Here is a 20152-nt window from a genome sequence, read left to right as displayed (position 1 = left end):
GGATCACATGCGGCTCTCTAAGCCTATGGTCGATCTTGTCCGCGGGGCGTACGAGTCCGGGAAGTTGACGGCGGCTATCTGCCACGGCGGATGGATGCTCGCGTCAGCGGGTGCGGTACGCGGGCGGCGGGCGACGGGCTATCTGCCGATTCGCGACGACGTGGTGAACGCCGGGGGCGAGTGGGTAGATGCTGAGGTCGTGTGCGACGGGAACGTGATTACGTCCCGGACGCCTGAAGATTTGCCGGCCTTCGCCCGGGAGATCGTCAAGTACCTGGAACGGGCATCGGTGAGCAGCGGCGTCTAAGCAGGCGCGTGCGACGGTGCGCATTGCAGCGATGGACGAGAACGAGTACCGCTGACCGTCCGAAGCATTAGGCGGTAATGTGAAAGAGGAAAACAACCAAACCCGCGAAGTCGATAGGTTAGCAGCCTTAACCATCCATTTCGCGGGAACCAAATCGTCTAGAAAGGGAAGATATATATGACGTATTTTAAGAAGCCCGACCCGGTCGACGTGTGTATCGTGGGGGCAGGTGCCACCGGCGGCACTACCGCAAAGGTTCTGGCAGAAGCAGGCTTGAAAGTAGTGGTGTTAGAGAAAGGTCCCCGGATGAAGCCGGAGAACTTCTCGGGTGATGAACTTAAGTATGTTAACCGGAACTACCTTTGGCCAGACCCGAAGATCAGCCCGAGGACTGTGCGAGCGGATGAACAAGCTGAAGCGAAGCGGTTCCAGTTTTCCCCTACGCCGCAAATGGTCGGCGGAGGTACGGTGCATTGGGCCGGATGGGTCCCGCGTCCGTTGGAATGTGACTTTAAGATGCATTCTCTGCATGGTGATATTGAGGGTGCCGACCTTGCGGATTGGCCTATCACCTATGATGACCTCGAACCCTACCTCACCAAGGTGGAGTGGGAGTTCGGTGTCTCCGGTCTTGCTGAAGCAAACAAGTATGAACCACGGCGGAGCAAAGGGTATCCTACTCCACCGTTGCAGCCGACACGGTTTGGGAAGAAATTCTACGAGGGGAGCAAGAAGCTCGGGATAAACGCGTTCCCGATTCCTCATGCCCTCATTACGAAGCCTCATAAGGGGAGGACTCCATCGAACTACACAGGGTTCTGGAATCAGTACGGCGACCCGGGAACCACTCGGTCGAGTACATTGACCTCCTTCATTCCCGAAGCCCTGGCGACAGGAAATTGCGAGCTGCGAACCGGGTGCCATATCCGTGAAGTCACCCTAAACAAAGATGGCCGTGCCAAGGGAGTCATCTACATCGATTTGGAGGGGCGCGAGGTCGAACAGGAAGCCAGCGTCGTGGTTTTATGCGGCGGTGCTATAGAATCGACGCGGCTGCTGTTGATGTCCAAATCCAATCTATTCCCGGACGGCTTGGCCAATAGCAGTGGACTGGTCGGGAAGTACGCGACTTTCCACGAATATGCGTTCGCTACCGGTCTCTTCGACAAGGAGTTGCACGATCCCCTCTACGGGTTTGCCGGTCACTATATCAGTGGAGGCTCGATGCAGTTCTACGAGACCGATGAGAAACGGGGACACATCGGCGGTTGTATCCTTGCGGCGTCACAAGTAGGACACCCCATCAACTGGGTTTTCCCGGATAGGCCGGAGTGGGGGATGGCCATGAAGGATGCGGACCGCGACTTTTACAACTACTCCATGAAGATCGGGATTATCCTTCAGGACTTGCCTCAAGAGTCCAATAGAGTGGATCTTGACCCCAATGTTACGGATGCCTGGGGGTTACCGGTTGCGCGGATCACGTACAAACCCCACTCGAACGATATTCGCATGGCGAATTGGATGGTCGACAAAAACGCGGAGATTCTCGAGGCAGCGGGGGCGTCGAAGACCATCAAAGTTGTTCCCGAAAACTCGTTGACCGGCAATACTTGCCACCAACACGGAACTGCGCGGATGGGCAACAATCCCTCCAAGAGCGTGCTGAACAAGTGGTGCCAGGCGCACGATGTCGATAACCTCTACATCCTGGATGGGAGTAGCTTCCCGACGTCCCTAGGGGTCAACCCGACGCTCACAATGATGGCCAACGCTTGGCGTTGTTCCGAATATATCGCCGGAGTCCATGCCAAGGGTCGCGAGGATCAGCATTCCATCGGGTCTAAATAGAGATTTGGAAATAGACGGATCTTCTATTAAATTGTTGGGGCGATATCGATTTGTCAAGTTTGTTTTCCCCCCTGAATGGGGGAGCTAATGCGGAAAATTATGTTCCGAGAGACTATTCTAACAAAGGGGAGTGTGTCCCATGACAAGTAAAGCAGATTGGACCGTTATTGGGTCTCCGGTGGATTACGAGACCGACAAGCGCTTATTCTTCGATCAGCACGAGTGGGAGACGATCGAAGCCGCATCAGCCCGGATCATACCGACAGATCATGATCCAGGCGCCCGGGAGGCTGGCGTAGTCCGATTCATCGACCGTTACATTTCCGGCATAGACTACATCTACGCATCGGCCGACGGGAGCGGGTTTCTGCAGATAGAGGGTAGAGAGGCCGACGCATGGCGGGAGCGCATCGCCGAGATGCAGGAGACTTACCGTGAAGGGATCCGGAAGCTTGACAAGATCTCTCAAGAGAAGTTCGGTACAGCTTTCAAGGATTTGAACGAGGACCAGCAGGATGAGGTTTTGGTAACTATTTCAGGGAGGCCGAAGCCGCAGCCCATTAGCCTCACTTCTACTGAGAGTGAACACGCTACCTTTCTCCAGGGTACGTTCGACGAGGGCATGGACTTCTTCAGTGCTTTGGCGCTCCACACCCGGCAAGGGTACTATAGCGACCCGGTCTACGGGGGCAACAAGGAGAACGTCAACTGGAAGGTTATCGGCTTTCCCGGCCCTAAATCCTTGGCCGATACCAATAGCTGCGAGTTCAGCGTAAGGGATGTTTATGTCCAAGATTTCGACTGGGCCGATTTGATCCCTTTCCTGAAGGAGAAACAAGGAGAGTAAATGTTGGGGTGGAACCAGGAGCATCTGGTCCACCATGTCCTGTGTGAAACGTAATGAGTTGCTAGTAAATACGAGGATGGTTGCAATCGGCAAGGCCTCGGGCATGACTATTACAAGTCGATTTACTTCGCGTATAGGCTGCGGTGACGGTAGGTGTACTATCACCTGCCGCACTAAGCGCCGTTAGATTTGACTCCGCAGGATGGCATAGATGGGCGTTCGCTTCAAACTTCTTCCAGATTACGATCGATTTTGCGGCAATGGCATTAAAGAAGACCTACGTCAAATAGCTTCTACAACTGCTTCTACAAAGAACCTGGAATATTCTGTTAGTTATTTGGTAGGGCGTAGAATAACAAATCCCCTGCTACAGTAGGAGGATTAAGTTTGGATGGGTTAAGAAAAACCTTGTCCTGCCTCGGCGAATGCCGGGAGGCTATCACTTATTCGAGGAGGTCATGATATGCCCGACTACTTCCAGAAAGCGTGCATTTCAACAGAACTTGCACATCGGTTACTTGCTGCTGCAGAACAAAAAGCTCAAGAAATAGGTAAGTCTTTTACGATTGCGATTGTTGATGAAAGTGGTGTTTTGAAGTCATTCAGTAGAATGGACGGGGCTCCTGTAGTAGGGATTCAAATTGCTCAGGATAAGGCTTATACAGCTGCCGGCTTCCAGTTTCCAACTGATGTCTGGAACAAAATCATTAAAGATGATCCTGCTTTGGCTGCCGCTGCACAGACTGGTATAGACCGTTTAGTTATTTTTGGCGGCGGTTATCCAATCAAAGTTGATGATCAAGTCATAGGCGGTGTCGGTGTTAGTGGCGGGCATTATACTGAGGATATGGAAGTTGCTAAAGCAGCATTAAGCATCTTGGAGTAAGTTCCTTGCGGAACGATACATACGTTCTGGCTATGCACACTGCTCAGGAAATCACTTCCCATGCGAACATATGTGTGGTATGCTGAGTCTATCGAACATACGTTCGGGGTGTGAGTCATGGCCACAGTAGCAGAAATGACCTTGATGCAATTCCAAAAAGAATTTTGTACATAAGAAGACTGTGAATCTTACTTGGCTTCTCAGCGCTGGCGGGAAGGATTTCGTTGCCCGAGTTGTGCACATGATCAGTATTACTATATCCAAACGAGAAAACTGTTTGAATGCCGAGCGTGCCGCCATCAAGTTTCTTTAACGGCAGGGACTGTCATGCATAAAACGAAGCTGCCGCTGCTGACTTGGTTTTGGGCGATTTACTTAGTCGTCAAGGATAAACGCGGTAAGTCTGCATTATCCTTAGCCGGAGAACTCGACATCAATTACCGCACGGCTGCCCGATTGCTTCGCAAAATTCGCGAAGCCATGAAGCAACGCGATGCCAGTTACCAGTTAACCGGACTCGTGGAGATGGATGATGCTTACTTTGGCGGACGTAAGAAAGGTAAAGACGGCCGCGGCACCACGAAAGCGAAAGTAGCGATTGCCCTTTCCACGGATGAACAAGGCAGGCCGCGACATCTGCGGATGCAAGTCATCGATAGTGTTTCGATCGATGAGATCCATCGTGTAGCTGAAAGTTGCATTGCCAAAGGTTCAACCATTCTTTCCGATGGCCACATTTCTTACAAACAGTTAAAAACCATCGGCTACAAGCACGAGTCGAAAAACTTTTACAAAGAAGACGAAGAGACTTTTTTGAAATGGCTGCATACGATTATCAGCAACGCAAAAGCCTTCATTGAAGGTACGTTCCATGGACTTGGTAAAAAATATTTGCAGACGTATTTGGATGAATTCTGCTACCGATTTAATCGTCGCTTTGTCCCTAAGCAATTGTTCGGACGACTGTTAAACGCTTGCCTTTCTACTGGCCCGTTTAGCGTTGCCTGAGATATGTGCATATCCAGAACATATGCTCGTATTGACTGGGCGTTGGGCGTACATTGAAAAACGAGAGCATCACCTGCTGAGGTGGATGCTCTCGTTCGTTTATTCGCCCTTGGAAACCAGACTTAGGAAGCGGGTGTGATGGTGATCGTTTTTTTGTTGTCGTCCCAGTGTACGTTAGCTCCGAGCGCTTCGCTGACAAACCGTAAAGGGACCATCGTGGTCCCGTTCATTATTCTGGGGGCCGCTTCCAACGTTTGATCCTGACTCTTGATCTTGGCGCTGCTGTTGTCAATTTGAAGCCAGACTGACGTCGCTCCTTTGTTGGCTGTGACTGATTGATCGCCGGCGTTCCAGAGCACTTCAGCTCCAAGCTTCTCAAAAATAGCCCGCATAGGCACCAGGGTGTTACCGTTGACGATGACCGGCGGCTGTTCGAAGATCAGATAATCCCCGTCTACGACTACCGTAATCCAGTCATCCAGGATTAAAGGTTTAAATTCGATGCCTGTGCCGGTCAGCCTCTCCCGCGCTGCGGAAACTTCAGCAATGGTTCTCTCGCGTTGCTGCAGAATCGCATGCTTGACGTTTAACCAGGCGTCACGTATGTCTCGCAGTGACTCGTTCTTTCGGTTTTGGACACTTCGCTGGGTGTCGCTGATCCGCTTGTTCATATCCGCTTCCGCTTGAACAAGAGCCTCCGCCATCAGCTTTTCCGCCTCGGCCTTTGGCAGGTCGCCGTCGTCATAGCGGTCCATAATGCTGCCTGCGCTGTGAATAGACGATTCATCGTCAAACCGGTCCATTACGCTACCCGCCGAGTCGGGGTTCACCTCATCGTCATACAAATCCATGGCGCTGCCTGCCGAATCGGGGTTGAGTGTGTCATCATAAAGATCCGCAGCATCGCCTGCCGAATCAGGATTTAAGCTGTCCTCGAAAAGATCCATTGGGCTGCCTGCGTCGTTCGGATCCATCGTGTCCTCATAGAGATCCATCGGACCCCCTGCCCGGTTCTTGTCAGTCGTCCTCACATAGTCTCTAAATGCATTGCTGCTTTCCTTGTAGCTTTTTTTCAACTGCTGGATATCGTTCTCCAGAATGCTTGTCATCCCATCGAGGTCTGCGTGCGCGACCCGCATAAGCTCGTTATAAACCGACGTCATTTGACCGTGATACGTGTCATACAAATGTCTTTCATTCTGGAGATAAGCCTTGTATATATCCCGATGTTTTTTCTCAAAGGCATGGTATTGATCGCTCATCTGGTTAATGAACGCCGTATCCGCCGCCGAGGCATGGGGGGGAACCGCGCCAAAGCTTAATGTAATAGCAAGTGAGCCGAGCAGGAGCTTAAAGGTTGTACTTGTTCTTTTCATCCTAACCCTCCAAAATAATGTTGATAAAATCCAGAACCATTTGTACTTATGTAAAATCCAACCAATAATGAATTATCATACTATAAATTCTGGAAATAAAAATGGGTATCCAGGGGGATCAAATCTAGTCAATTTTTCATGGTTTGACGATCACCTGAGGAGGTTATCCCGGGTGGCGTGCCTTTATTCCCATCCAGTGCTCGAATGCGATGTCGAATGGCAGCAATTTCCATTGACATATATCCAAGTGCTTAAGTGTGATTTATCATGGCAGACGAAATCCCGGAGCCGCAGATGGGCCGGCAGGATCGTCAGTATGACCGGACGGCAGCAAATGGGATGAAATAGCTTAAAAAATCGCTGGAAATTGCAAATACTTTAGGAGTGCTTCTTGTTATGCTTAAGCTAGTTCCTAAATCTGGAGAGGTAGAAGGTGAGATGATGAATCGTACTTTGTCGTGAAGACATCGTAGCTTGCAGACCGCAAAATCATCAAGGAGTCCCGAAAGGAGGTAGTCGATTGAGAAAAAAAGGTTCGGTTACATATTCGCACATTCGAAAGGCGCTGGCTTACGTCCTCATTAGTAGTATGATGCTGGCCCTAATGCCGCCGATTCCGCTGGCCGCAGCTGTCGGGGAGCCGCTAGCCGTGTTCCGGGAAGATTTCAACGACGGGAATGCCGACGGCTGGAAGGCTTACGGATCGGCAGATGCCGCAAACCGGGGAAGATGGCAAGTGAATGAAGCCAGGCAATACACGGTAAACGGTTCACCCGGAGCCAAGGTCATTGCCGAACATACAAGCTTCGCCGACTTGATCTATGAAGCTGATTTTCAAGTTGGCGGCATTCATTCGGATCAGAGCGGGCTTATATTCCGGGTCACAAATGTAAGTGATAACGTTGCGGATGGCTACAACGGTTATTTCGCCGCCTTGCGCGTGGACAAGAAAGTCATGCTGGGCCGTGTGACGGGCAACAATGAGTGGAGGGAGCTCACGACAGCACCGATTGACTCCGCCAACGCGCATCTGAAGGTGATCGCGGTGGGCAACCGGATTCAAGTCTTTGTGAATGACATGAACACGCCTAAGATCGACTTCACGGACAATGACGGCAAGCAAATAACGTCTGCAGGCGCCGTGGGCTTAAGAACCTGGTGGGGAACCTCGGTGATTGACAACATTCAAGCGAAGGCCTATGCGGCGCAAACGACGGCGGAGCCCGAGTTTCTTACGACCGGCGGGACGTACGCCTCCGAGCAGCTCGTGGCGTTAACCGCAGGCACATCGGAAGCCACGATCCGCTATACGGTCGACGGAAGCGCGCCGAATCCGACATCCCCCGTCTATTCATCCCCGATTTCCATCGCAACGACGACCCTTATCCAAGCTTATGCGGAGAAGGCGGGGGAGACGGTTTCTGATGTCGTTAGCGCGCATTACGTCATAGCCGGTCAGGAGCCGGTGTTTACCGAAAACTTCGACGACGGAAATTCGTCGGGCTGGACGACGTATGCCGGTCAACAAACCGGAAGCTGGACGGTTTCGCAGGATGTTTACGCGTATCAGGTCACGAATCCGCGCGGTGACAAGGCCGTGGTGGATGCGGTGTACGCCGACTTCCAGCTGGAGGTTGATCTGAATCCGCAAGGGACGCTTCAGGACAGCGGGGTCATCTTCCGCGTAAGCGACCCGGGCCATGGCGCGGATAAGATGAACGGCTATTATGCAGGTCTGAATACGGCGGGGTTCCTGATTGTCGGCAAAATGAACTCGGCCGGCAATGGCGGTCAGGGAAGCTGGACCGGTATATCCCAAACGGTGGCGGATGTGAAGCCAAACGAATTTAACCGGCTCAAGGTCGTGGCGCTCGGCACCCGCTACTACATTTATTTGAACGGCAAGCTCGTCACCGCCTTCACGGACGAAACCTATCCGTCCGGAACGATCGGACTGCGCGCATGGAACGACAACAAGTCGGCCGTGTACGATAATGTATCGCTCTTGAGCCTGACGAAGGTGACGTCCCAAGCGAAAGCGCCGGTCTTTATCCCCGGCGGGGGGACATTCAAGGGCTCGCAAACGGTTATGATCCTAAGCCCTACACCCGGGGCCACCATCCATTATACGACAGACGGGAGCATGCCTAATACGAGCTCGCCTGTTTACGGCTCGCCGTTGACTGTCACACAAACGACCGTGCTGAGAGCCTACGCGGTGAAAGAAGGAATGCTCGATTCGTCGACGCAAACGTCTGTGTTTACGAAGGAAGAACACAGCTTTACGGAAGACTTTAATGACAAGCAAGCGGACGGCTGGACGACCTACGGCGGCGTATGGAATGCAGCCGACGGCGCTTACCGCGTGAACAAAGGCGCCGGCTTCAAGTCGGTCGCGGAAGGCACTGACTTTGCCGATTTCATCTATGAAGCCGACATTACACTCCAAGACGGCGTCAACAACGATAACGCCGGGCTTATTTTCCGCGTAAGCGATCCGAGCAACGGAGCCGACAGCATGAAAGGCTATTATGCCGGCCTTGGGGTGAACGGCCGCGTCCAGCTGGGTCGTTTAAGCAACAGCTGGACGGAGCTCGCATCGATTATGTACCCGGTGCAGCAAAATAAAACGTACCGCTTGAAAGTGACGGCTTTAGGCAGCCAAATCGATATTTATGTCGACGGCGAGCATATCGTCAGCGCAGTTGACAGCGTTTACACCACAGGGGCCATCGGCGTACGGTCGCATTGGGTGAACGCAGGCTACGATAACATCCGCGTACAAGACGCAGGCGCAGTCGTGCAGCCGACCTATGATTGGTCGTGGGTGAAGGGCGCGGTATTCGTACCGACCCATGCGGTCAACCAGCTGCAGCAGTGGGATGCGTACAATCATGAGGTAAACGACCGGGAGCTTTCGTATGCTCATACGTACGGGATTAATTTCGTACGGGTATTTTTGCACAACCTGCTGTGGAAGAACGACAGTGCAAAGCTGCTCGCCAATCTGGAGGATTTTCTGCAGCTGGCCGATAAGTACGGCATCAAGGTGGAGATCGTGTTCTTCGACGACTGCTGGGACGATCATCCGGTGCCGGGACCGCAGCTGCCGCCAAGGTACGGCGCTCATAACAGCCGCTGGGTAGAGGCCCCGGGGGATGACATCAAAGCGAACTACGCCGCGAATAAGGATGATTTGAAAAGCTATGTGCAGGGCATTGTCAATGCGCATAAGAACGATCCGCGAATCGCCTTCTGGAACATCTATAACGAGCCGAGCAACGGCGAAAGCGGACTGATGGACCAAATTACGAAGCAAATCATGAACGATTCGCGGATTTGGATCAAGGAAACCGGCTCCAGCCTGCCGGTATCGTCGACGGGGGCCCAATTCTCGGGCGGCCCAACATCGGATTTTATCACATGGCATCCGTATGAATCCGATTACCCGACGCCGTTTGGCATAAGCAAACAAATTTTGGCCGATGAAACGATGAACCGGCTGACGCAATCGGTACCCGGCGTCGTGCGGCATTATGGGGACCAAGGCATCGGGTTCGTCATGTGGGAATTCGGCATCGGCCGGGATAACACCCGCTTCCCATGGGGATCGGATGTGACTCCGCTGACTTCAGAGCCGGAGGTTCCGTTCCACGGCATCGTTTACCCTGACGGGCATCCGTGGGATGTCAACGACATCAAGGCGCTCACCGGACCGGCCTTCGACACGCTGCCCGTGTTTCAGGTGAAGTACTTTAAAGACGCGAGCTTCACAACCTTGGCTAAATCTTCGATCACGCCACGTGTTGACTTCGATCTTGGCGACGAGAAAGGAACCGGCTCGCCCGATCCGACGGCGGGCATCGGCGAGGACCAATTTTCGATCCGTTGGGTCGGCTCCATCAAGCCGGTTCAATCGGGCGTGCATACGGTCTATGTCGACAGCGATCATCTGGCAGGGGTGTGGATCGGCGATACGAAGGTCGTCGACAAGACGAGCGGCGGCAGGGAGGAAGTCAGCGGCGACATCGCGCTGAACGCCGGACAAACGTACACGGTCCGCATCGAGTATGCGCATGCGGCGGGAGACGCCAGTATGCATGTGCGATGGTCCGGACCAGGCTTGGCGAAGCAGGTCATGCGGCCGGTTTATACGGGCAAAAGCGTTCAGTCGGTCATGCTGGATACGCCTTCCTTCAGCCTGAAAGCGGGCGAAACGAAAAAATTGAACGCAGTGGTGGAACCGATCGACGCCTCCAACCAGCAGTTGCTTTGGAGCTCCAGCAATACCGGGGCAGCCGCTGTCGACAGCACCGGACTCGTCCGGGGTGTGAACAAGGGCACAGCTACAATAACCGTAACCGCGGCAGACGGGGGAGCGACGGCGACCTCCGAAGTAACGGTTAGCGCCGGAACGACTTTCGTGAACCCGATCGTACCGGTTTCCGGCGGTGCGGGCGCCGCTGACCCGAGCATCGTATTCAAGGACGGCTTCTACTATTACGTGAAGTCCGACAGTGATTCGTCCCTTCAGGTCGCCAAGGCCAGGCGGCTTCAGGATATCGGCACTGCGCCGCGTGTAACGGTATACACGCCTCCGGCCGGGGAGCCGTATTCGAAGGAGCTATGGGCGCCGGAACTGCAGTATGTCAAGGGCAAATGGTACATATACTTTGCGGCGGACGACGGCAACAACGCCAATCACCGCATGTATGTACTTGAGGGCAATTCACAGGATCCGCAAGGCACGTATACGTTGAAGGGTAAAATCGCCGACGCCTCGGATAAATGGGCGATCGACGGGACCGTACTCGAGAAGGACGACGGTTCCATGTATTTTATCTGGTCCGGATGGGAAGGCGATGTCAATGAGAAGCAGAACATTTACATCGCGCCGATGAGCGATCCGTGGACCATCAGCGGATCGAGGGTACAGCTGTCCACCCCGGATCAGCCTTGGGAACGCATAGGTACGCCTTATATTAATGAAGGGCCGGAAATTTTGAAGAAAGACGGCAAGCTGTTTATCGTCTACTCGGCCAGCGGCAGCTGGACGGACGAATACAAGCTGGGTCTGCTGACAAATTTGGACGGCGATGTATTGAATCCGGCATCCTGGACGAAGTCCGGTCCTGTATTCAGTCAAGCGCCGGGCGCTTTCGGGCCTGGTCACAATACCTTCACGACGTCCCCGGACGGAACAGAGGAGTGGATCGTCTACCATGCCGACCTGAGGTCGGGCGGAAGCTGGGGCAATCGCAGCGTGCGAGCCCAGAAGTTTACATGGAATGCGGACGGTACGCCGAACTTCGGAACTCCGGCTGCCTACGGTTCGCCGGTGGAGCAGCCATCCGGTACACCGGAGGTCGAGCGCTACCACTACGAAGCGGAGTACGGCGAGCTGCTGGGAACGGCTGAAATCCGCAACAGCGCTGACGCTTCGGGAGGCAAGGTTGTCGGTCGCTTGGACAACACGGGCACCGACGGCGTAATCTTTCATGTGAATGTGGAGCGGGCAGGCACGTACTCCCTGATCGTGATGGCAGCCAATGGCACCGCAGGCGGAGCTGCGGCGCAGCACGACGTATCGGTTAACGGTGCGGCTTCTCAAGTCATCAGCTACCGCAATTACGGCTGGGAGCGCTATAACCCGACGTCGATCGATATCAGCCTGAATGCGGGCGCGAACACGATCAAACTTACCAAAAGAAACCATTTCGCGGAGCTTGACAGCATCATTCTGGAGGCGCTGGAAAGCAGCGGTTCGGCTGTTCCGGTAGAGAGCGTTATGCTCGATAAGACGGCTTTAACGCTGGCTCAAGGGGAAACCGCTGCTATCGTGGCCGCAGTTAGACCGCTTGCCGGCACGATGAAGCAGTTGACCCTGACATCGTCGAATCCGGAGGTGGCGTTAGTCACGGAATCCGTAGTCGATTCGGCTACCGGCAGCACGACCTTGTTCATTAAAGGTCTGAAGCCGGGAACGGCTGCCGTGAAGGTGGCAAGCGCCGGAAATCCGGCTCTGTTCACGGAGGCCGTAGTTACCGTACGGGGCTTGCCGAGCGAGCCTGATCTGACCGGCTTTCAGGTGGACTCGTTTGACAACGCCGCGCTGAGCGGTGAATGGTCGATTTTCCAAGAAAGCCCGGGCGACTGGAGCTTGACGCAAAATCCGGGAGCGCTGACCATTCATACGACGCCGACCGATGTATATCAGGACAATAACAGTCAAAACAACGTGTTCCTGCGCAATCCGGGAAGCGGCGATTTCGAAATCGTAACGAAGGTCACGGCGCCGATCGCCAAAAATCATCAGCAGGGCGGACTGTTTATCTGGCAGGATGCCGATCATTTCGTGAAGCTGGCCCATGTCTGGGTGAACGGAGCAACCATCGAAACGGCCTATGAGATCGGACGCAGCTACAAGAAGCCGGGCAATCCCGCTGCACATCCCGGCGGCGACACGATTACCCTGAAAATCAGAAAGCTGGGCAATGTGTATACGACGTATTATTGGAACGGGTATGAATGGCTTCAAGCCGCCGATCCGGTAACCGCAACTCTGACCGATATTAAGGTTGGTTTGTTCGCCAACAATATTGTCGCGACAAATGATCGCATCGATGCCAAATTCGATTATTTCGCGATCCGGGCCATTCAAGGCGGGGTGAAGCTCGATCCGAAAAAGGTAACGCTGCGGCCGGGCGGGAACGTGCAGCTGACGAATCTCGGCGCCAGCGGGAAGGAGCTTCACTGGAGCTCGTCGAATCCGTCGATCGCGGCCGTTACGAGCAGCGGTTGGGTTGAAGCGAAGGCACCGGGCCGTACGGTAATCAAGGCGGCATCGGTGAATGGAGACTTCTGGGATCAAGCGGTGGTGACCGTTGAAGATACCGCTCTGCCATCGGGCGTGCTGTTTACGGATGATTTCACTGACAATGCCGCTGACGGCTGGTCGACTTACGGCGGGGTATGGACGGCGGCCGAAGGGCGGCTTTCCGTGAAGGCCGGAGCCGGTCATAAGGCGCTGTTTGACGGACAGAGCTTTACGGACTTCATGCTGGAGGCGGATGTGCATATCGCCGGCGGGAATGAAGCAGGGCTTCTTTTCCGGGCAACTAGTGCAGAGATTGGAGCGGATGCGTACGAGGGCTACTACCTTGGGATCAGCGCAGCCAATCAATCTGTGGTCCTGGGCTCGAACTCGGGAGGAACATGGACGGAGCTTGCGTCCAGGAAGCTTCCGGTCGCAGCCGATGAATGGGTGCATCTGAAGGTGATCGCACGGGAGGATCATCTCCAGATTTATGTCAATGACAATCCGCTGAACGTAAACGGGTATCCGAAGTTCGATCTGTTGGAAGCTTCCCATTTGGCCACAGGCCGGATCGGCTTCCGCACCTGGAATGCGGATGCGGACTTTGACAATGTAAGGGTAACCTCGATCGACGAAAGCGGGCTTCCGGCAGGTCCGACCTACACGAATGCCGTGCTTCCGGGCGTCGCCGATCCGTTTATCCTGAAGCATGACGGCATGTACTATTTGTACGGAACGAATACGGCCGATTGGCCGAACATGCCTAACGGAATCAAGGTGTATTCTTCCCCGGATCTCGTGAATTGGACGGCGCATGACGGCTGGGCGCTGCATAAGGACCATTCATGGGGCGATAAACAATTCTGGGCGCCGGAGGTCGTCGAGAAGGACGGCATCTTCTATATGTACTATGCGGTTCAGGAACGGCTTGCGGTCGCCACCAGCACTTCGCCGCTCGGGCCGTTCGTGCAGGAGGTCCAGCAGCCGCTGCATCTGAATACGCCGGAAATCGACGCGCACATCTTCACCGACGATGACGGCAAACGTTATATGTACTTTGTCCGCTTCAATAACGGCAACGAGATCTGGGTTGCCGAGCTGAACGACGATATGAAGAGCATCAAGGAAGATACGTTGAGGTTCGTATTCCGCGCTACACAGACGTGGGAGTTGAGCCAGAAGGCACCGGTGGCGAACATCAACGAAGGACCTTTTGTCCTGAAGCATAACGGGCTGTATTACTTGACCTATTCCGGCAACCATTTCGAGAGTCCGGATTATGGGGTAGGCTATGCGACAGCGCCGACGCCTACAGGCCCTTGGACCAAGTACGCGTACAATCCCATCATGAAATCGAACGCCATCGTGCCGGGAGCGGGACATCATTCATTCATCGGCTCTCCGGACGGCTCGGAGCTGTTCATGGTGTACCACACGCACTACAAGGCCGGTACGACCGAGCCGAGAAAGCTGGCGATCGACCGCGTGCATTTTGTGCCGCAGCCGGGAGGAATCGACGCTTTGGAGGTCTGGGGACCGACAATTACACCGCAGCCGGTGCCTTCCCATGCCAAAGCACAGTCCGTGTTGGCAGGCGCAGCGTCTACGGCAGGGGGCATGGCCTTCGACCTGACCTTCGGTCTAAGCGCGGTGACGACGGTTGACTTCGAGCATATGAATGCGCTTGATGTGACCGTAAGCTTCGATCCGAGCCAGGTTGAGCTTAAGGATGCCGCAGCTTTGCGTGAAGGCATAGCGATCGTAGAGAAGAGGCTGCTTGCACCGGGCAAGGTCCGCATCTTGGCGGCGGCGCTCGGCGCCGGACTCCCGGCGAACGGCGACTGGCTCAAACTGACGTTCCAGGCGCTGCCTGTCGCGGAAGCGTTGCAGACCGTCGTTTCGGTAAGCGGCATTGCCATTGCGAATGAAGCAGGCGCCGAGCTGATGGCGAAGGGCGCCTCGCACAGTCTGCAAATTACGGCGAAGGCGGCAAGCAAGGAAGCGCTGGTTCAGGCGATCGCAACCGCACAAGCGAAGCATGACGGCGCATGGGAAGACAATCGCCATGGCGCTTATGTACCGGGCTCCAAGGCGACGCTCCAGGCTGCCATCGACCATGCGGCTGCAACGGCGGTGAACGCGGAAGCTACGCCGCAGCAGATAACCGAGGCGCTGCGGACCGTATCGGAGGCGCTGGCCGCTTTCGAGTCGAAGAGAATCGATGCCAATCTGAACGGCTCAGGCGGGATTACCGTCGGAGATCTGGCTTTAACGGCGGCGTCCTACGGCAAGCAATCCGGTCAGCCCGGATGGGATGAGCAAGCGATGAAAGCGGATGTGAACTACAACGGCAAGGTGGACATTGAGGATCTGGTGATTGTAGCCAGAGCTATGCTGGATTAGGAATGAAGCGAAGAGACGCCCGGCGGCTGCACCTGCGGGGCGTTTCTTCGCAAATGGCAGAAGCCTCGGAAGGAGTGACGACCGGTTATGAAACGAATAGGGCTGCCGATTCTGCTGGTGCTGGCGCTGTTGATCACCGGCTTCACCTTGGTGCAGAACCTTAAACTGACGGAGCCGACTGGCTTCGATCCCGCCCGCAAGATCGATGCCAAAGCGATGGAGCAAATCTTGATGACGGCTGAGGCGCCGAAGACGGCTTCACAGCGTAGGCATTCCGGCGTCCAAGCGCCTTCTTTTACATTGAAGACGTTGGAGGGCGAAACGGTAACGATCGGCGGATCTAGGAACCGGCCGGTGCTGATCCATTTTTGGGCCAGCTGGTGCGAGGCGTGCGCGGTGGAGGCTCCCACGTTGAAGCGGCTGCATGAGCAGTACAAGGATCATGTGGACTTTTACGGAATCAACGTCTCGACGGAAGAAAAGAACCCCGAGCGCATCTCGGCATTCATGCGGATGAACGGCTTAGCCTATCCGACGCTGATGGACGAGAATAAGCGTGCGGCTTATTTATACGAGCTTCATGCACTGCCGACGACATTTCTGATCGATAAAGACGGTTATATCGCCGATACGTTCCATATGGCCGATCCGATAGAGTTCGAGCAGAAGCTGGAGCGCTTGTCGAGCGAATAATGGGGAGGAATGAGGACACATGAGGTTTCAGGCAAGAATCGCGGCGCTTCTGATCCTAACACTGTATGTCAGCCTGCTTCTGCCGGCGGTTCATCTCGAAGCGGCTGCGAAAGCGACCGGCTTTATAGAGGATCATTTTGATCAAAGCTACATCAATGACAATTGGGAGATCATCGAGGGTTCGTGGGCCATCTCATCCGGCAAGCTGACCGTGCCTGCAGGCCGGGGCTACAAGGCTTTGGCCAAGAGCGCGGAGCTGCAGGATTTCACGGTCGAAACGGAGATCAGCCTTGCCAATCGTAACGGGGACGCCGGCCTTTTGTTTCGGGTCGCCGACGCCTCTTCAGGAGCCGACAATGTGAAGGGCTATTATGCGGGAATCAGCGCCGGCGGCACGGGCAGCGTGTTTCTCGGCCGGATGAATAACAACTGGACGGAGTTAAAGCGCTCTTCCATCACGGTGAACCCGAACGTAACCTATCGTTTTAAAGTGACGGCTGCAGGTCCGCTCATTCGCTTTTATGTGAATGACGCCCTTGTGCTGGAGCATACCGATAACAGCTACGCATCGGGGAAAATCGGCGTCCGGATCTATCAATCCGAGGCGATTTACGACAATCTGAGGATCAAGCAACAAGACGAAAGCTTGGCGTTCGAGGATACGTTCGAGGATCCTCCGTCAGTCTCCGGGCTTGAGAAATGGAAGGTGATCGACGGCGTTTGGGGCCTGCAAGCGGGAGGCGTTACTGTGCAAGCCGGAGGCGCTGGTGCGAAGCTGCTGGCCAAGGACGTGGACTTCGGCGACGCCACCGTGGAAACGGAGCTGAAGCTTGCTGCTGCGGATGCGAATGCCGGCCTGCTCTTCCGCGTGGCCGGTGCCGGGCCCGGATCCTCTAACGTTCACGGCTATTATGCCGGATTAAGCGCCGACGGAAATGTGACGTTGGAGCGAATGAACGGCGACCGTACGGTGCTGCAAACGGTGAAGGCGCTGGAACAGGTCGATCCGAACCGGTTGTATCAGCTGAAGGTTGCGACGTACGGTGATCAGATCCAGGTGTATGTAGAGGATATGCACAAGCCCTTGATTACGGTGACGGATGACAGCCCGCAGCGTTTAAAGTCCGGCGGAATCGGCTACCGCGTCGAGCGTGGACAGCCGGTGTTCGATCATTTCATCGCCAGCGAATACGCCGTTCCGGTTGAAGCGTTCAAGGAGCCGGTAGCCAATAAAGCGCCGCTCGTACAAACGCCCTTCGTTTCGCTGCCGCTCGGCTCCGTGAAGGCCGAAGGCTGGCTGCTGAAGCAGCTTGAGCTGATGAAGGACGGAGCGACCGGCTACGCGGAGGATTTGTATGCGGAGCTCGGCAGCAACTCCGAATGGCTGGGAGGCACGGCGCCCGATACGAACTGGGAGCGGCCCGTGTATTATGTGAAGGGCCTGGTAGCGCTCGCTTATACGTTAAACGATCCCGGGCTGATCGCCAAATCGCAAAAATGGGTCAACTGGATGCTGCAGAGCCAGCGCGCGGACGGTAATTTCGGACCGAAGAGCGACAATGACTGGTGGCCGCGGATGGTTGCTATCTATGTACTGAAGGACTATTACGAAGCGACCGGCGATGCGCGGGTGACCGATTTTCTCACCAAGTATTTTCACTATCAGCTCGCGAATCTGGATCAGCGGCCGCTGTTCGATTGGGGGAAAATACGCAATGGCGACAACATGAACGTGGTGATCTGGCTTTACAACCGGACGGGGGATGCGTCATTGCTGCAGCTGGCGGAGAAGCTGAACGCGCAAGGGTTCGATGTGACGGATCTGTTGACGAACAACAAATTTTTGGAACCGGCCCGGACGAACCCGGACAATTTCTATACGCAGCATACCGTAAACGTGAATCAATCGATCAAAACTCCGGCGATTTACTACCAGCTTTCGAAAAACGATGCGGATAAGAACGCCTATGATGCCGGCGTCGCAAATCTGAATCGCTCGCACAATCAAATCACCGGGATCAACGCAGGCACCGAGATGCTCTCGGGTCTGGCATCGACGCAGGGCGTCGAGCTCTGCGCGATCGTGGAGCGCATTCACAGCGATGCGGTGACGGCGATGATCACGGGCGAAGCGTCCGTAGGAGACGCACTTGAAAAGCTGACCTTCAACTCACTTCCCGGCGCGATGAGCAAGGACATCAAGACACATCAATATTACTCGCTTCCGAATCAGATTCAGAGCCGGAATACGGACCACGGCTTTAAGCAGAATTACGACAATGGCACCGTGCAGTCGCCGTTTTCCGGCTTTCCGTGCTGCCGCTTCAATTTACATATGGGCTGGCCTTATTTTGTCAAAGATATGTGGGCGGCAACGAGTGACGGGGGACTTGGCGTGATTGCATACGGTCCGAGCCGGGTATCGGCGAAAATCAAAGGAGCGGATGTGACGATTCGGGAGGCCACGAATTATCCGTTCGAGGACCAGCTTCGGTTTACCGTGGAGCAGGCTTCGGCCAGTGTAGCCTTTCCGCTCAAGCTGCGCATACCGGCCTGGACGGACGGGGCGGCAGTCAAGGTGAACGGGGAACCGCAGCCGGCGGTTACATCCGGCGGCTACTATACGATTGAACGGACGTGGAGCCAGGGCGATACGGTGGAGCTGACGCTGCCGATGAAGCTTCGGATGTCTACGTGGGTGAATAATTCGGTCGGCATCGAACGCGGGCCGCTCGTCTATTCGTTGAAAATCGACGAGAAGTGGACCGAGCAATCGAATCCGGCGCCTCAGGTGACGGAGCCCGGCTTTAAGCAGTACAACATCACGGCAGACAATCCGTGGAATTACGGACTGCTGATCGATCGGGCTCATCCGGAGGCATCGATTCAGGTCGTCACCTCGGAGATGCCGGACAATCCGTTCGAGCAGGCGAAGACGCCCGTGAAGCTGGTTGCCAAAGGCAAGCTGATCCCGACCTGGGGCAAGGCCCCGAACGGCGTGTCGGCGGCAGAGCCGCCGGTAGGGCCGGTTTATTCCGCGGAGCCCACGGTCAACCTGACGCTCGTTCCGTTCGGATCGGAAAATCTGCGCGTGACTTACTTCCCGGAGGTGACCGGGGACGAGAACGTCTCGCCGGCCAAATACGAGGCGGAGCAAGCACAGATCCACAATGCCAAGGTGAATACGAACAACAGTTACGCATCCGCCTCGAGCTATGTCGGCCATATCGATTTTCCCGACAGCTATGTCAATTTCAATGAGGTTGTCGCACCGAAGAGCGGTGTATACAGGCTGTATGTGTGGTATGCGCAGAATACAGGGAATTATCGTCCCGCAACGGCCCGCATCATCGTGAATGACGGGCAGGAGCAACACGTGGATTTGGCGGGGACGATCGGCTGGGGCCGGTTTATGGCGACCAGCGTTCAGGTCGAGCTTCAGGAAGGGATCAACAGCATCAAATTTATGCGGGGAACGGCTGCGGACGCAGGCTTTTACGAGCTGGATTACATCGCTCTTGCTTCAAGGGCTACTGTCGGCACGGACGTTGACAGAACGGCTCTTCAGCAGGCGGCGGCCGACGCACAGACCAAGCACGATGCAGCGGCAGAGGATAACCGGCACGGGTATTACATCGCCGGTGCGAAGGCGGCTCTCCAAAGCTCCATCGAGCAGGCCCGTCTGGTAGCGGCCGATGCGGAGGCAACCGGGGAGCAGGTGAAGAACGCTTACGAAGCCTTGACGGAGGCCGTACAGCGCTTCGAGGCCAAGCGGATCAATGCCAACCTGAACGGCTCAGCCGGAGTTACCATAGGCGACCTGGCGATGGCGGCCCGTTCATACGGGAAGCAATCGAAAGAGGCGGACTGGGATGCGAATGCGGCTAAGGCCGACGTCAACCAAGACGGCAAGGTGGACATGGAAGACCTCGCGATTGTGGCAAGATCGATTTAAGACGAGAAG

At 55.1% G+C, this 20152-nt stretch carries 8 protein-coding genes and 1 pseudogene; 8 read left to right on the top strand and 1 reads right to left on the bottom strand.

Translation table 11 applies throughout. The features are described 5' to 3' along the window. The 5 genes and pseudogenes from JMF85_RS17330 to JMF85_RS17310 form a co-directional block, all read left to right on the top strand. Window positions 1-307: DJ-1/PfpI family protein (locus JMF85_RS17330; protein ID WP_201318612.1), on the top strand; the 307-nt coding region annotated here is incomplete at its 5' end. Window positions 308-484: 177 nt separating this feature from the next. Next, entirely contained in the window at window positions 485-2158 is a 1674-nt protein-coding gene (locus JMF85_RS17325) for a GMC family oxidoreductase (RefSeq protein ID WP_201318611.1), read from the top strand. 139 nt (window positions 2159-2297) lie between these two features. Further along, window positions 2298-3005: a gluconate 2-dehydrogenase subunit 3 family protein gene (locus JMF85_RS17320; protein ID WP_127608978.1), complete on the top strand. Its 708-nt coding sequence runs from the start codon at window positions 2298-2300 to the stop codon at window positions 3003-3005. 463 nt (window positions 3006-3468) lie between these two features. Beyond that, window positions 3469-3891 (top strand): GlcG/HbpS family heme-binding protein, encoded by a 423-nt coding sequence (locus tag JMF85_RS17315; protein WP_054799645.1) that lies wholly within the window; start codon window positions 3469-3471, stop codon window positions 3889-3891. A gap of 117 nt (window positions 3892-4008) precedes the next feature. Continuing rightward, a pseudogene (locus JMF85_RS17310) lies at window positions 4009-4899 on the top strand (IS1595 family transposase). A 122-nt stretch (window positions 4900-5021) separates the two neighbouring features. Here the strand turns inward: JMF85_RS17310 and JMF85_RS17305 are convergent. Further along, entirely contained in the window at window positions 5022-6275 is a 1254-nt protein-coding gene (locus JMF85_RS17305; protein ID WP_201318610.1) for a copper amine oxidase N-terminal domain-containing protein, read from the bottom strand. 520 nt (window positions 6276-6795) lie between these two features. On the opposite strand from JMF85_RS17305, the gene JMF85_RS17300 reads away from it, so the two are divergent. The 3 genes from JMF85_RS17300 (at window position 6796) to JMF85_RS17290 (ending at window position 20143) form a co-directional block, all read left to right on the top strand. Further along, window positions 6796-15495 (top strand): family 43 glycosylhydrolase, encoded by an 8700-nt coding sequence (locus tag JMF85_RS17300; RefSeq protein ID WP_201318609.1) that lies wholly within the window; start codon window positions 6796-6798, stop codon window positions 15493-15495. An 87-nt stretch (window positions 15496-15582) separates the two neighbouring features. Next, entirely contained in the window at window positions 15583-16188 is a 606-nt protein-coding gene (locus JMF85_RS17295) for a TlpA family protein disulfide reductase (RefSeq protein WP_127608975.1), read from the top strand. Window positions 16189-16207: 19 nt separating this feature from the next. After that, window positions 16208-20143 carry a beta-L-arabinofuranosidase domain-containing protein gene (locus JMF85_RS17290; protein ID WP_201318608.1) on the top strand — a complete coding sequence of 1312 codons (3936 nt, stop codon included), beginning with the start codon at window positions 16208-16210 and terminating at the stop codon, window positions 20141-20143. Window positions 20144-20152: the final 9 nt, after the last annotated feature.

Origin of the sequence: Paenibacillus sp. EPM92 (genome assembly GCF_016586185.1) — a bacterium.
Lineage (GTDB): Bacteria > Bacillota > Bacilli > Paenibacillales > NBRC-103111 > Paenibacillus_G > Paenibacillus_G validus.
This window is presented reverse-complemented; position numbering and strand designations above follow the sequence as displayed.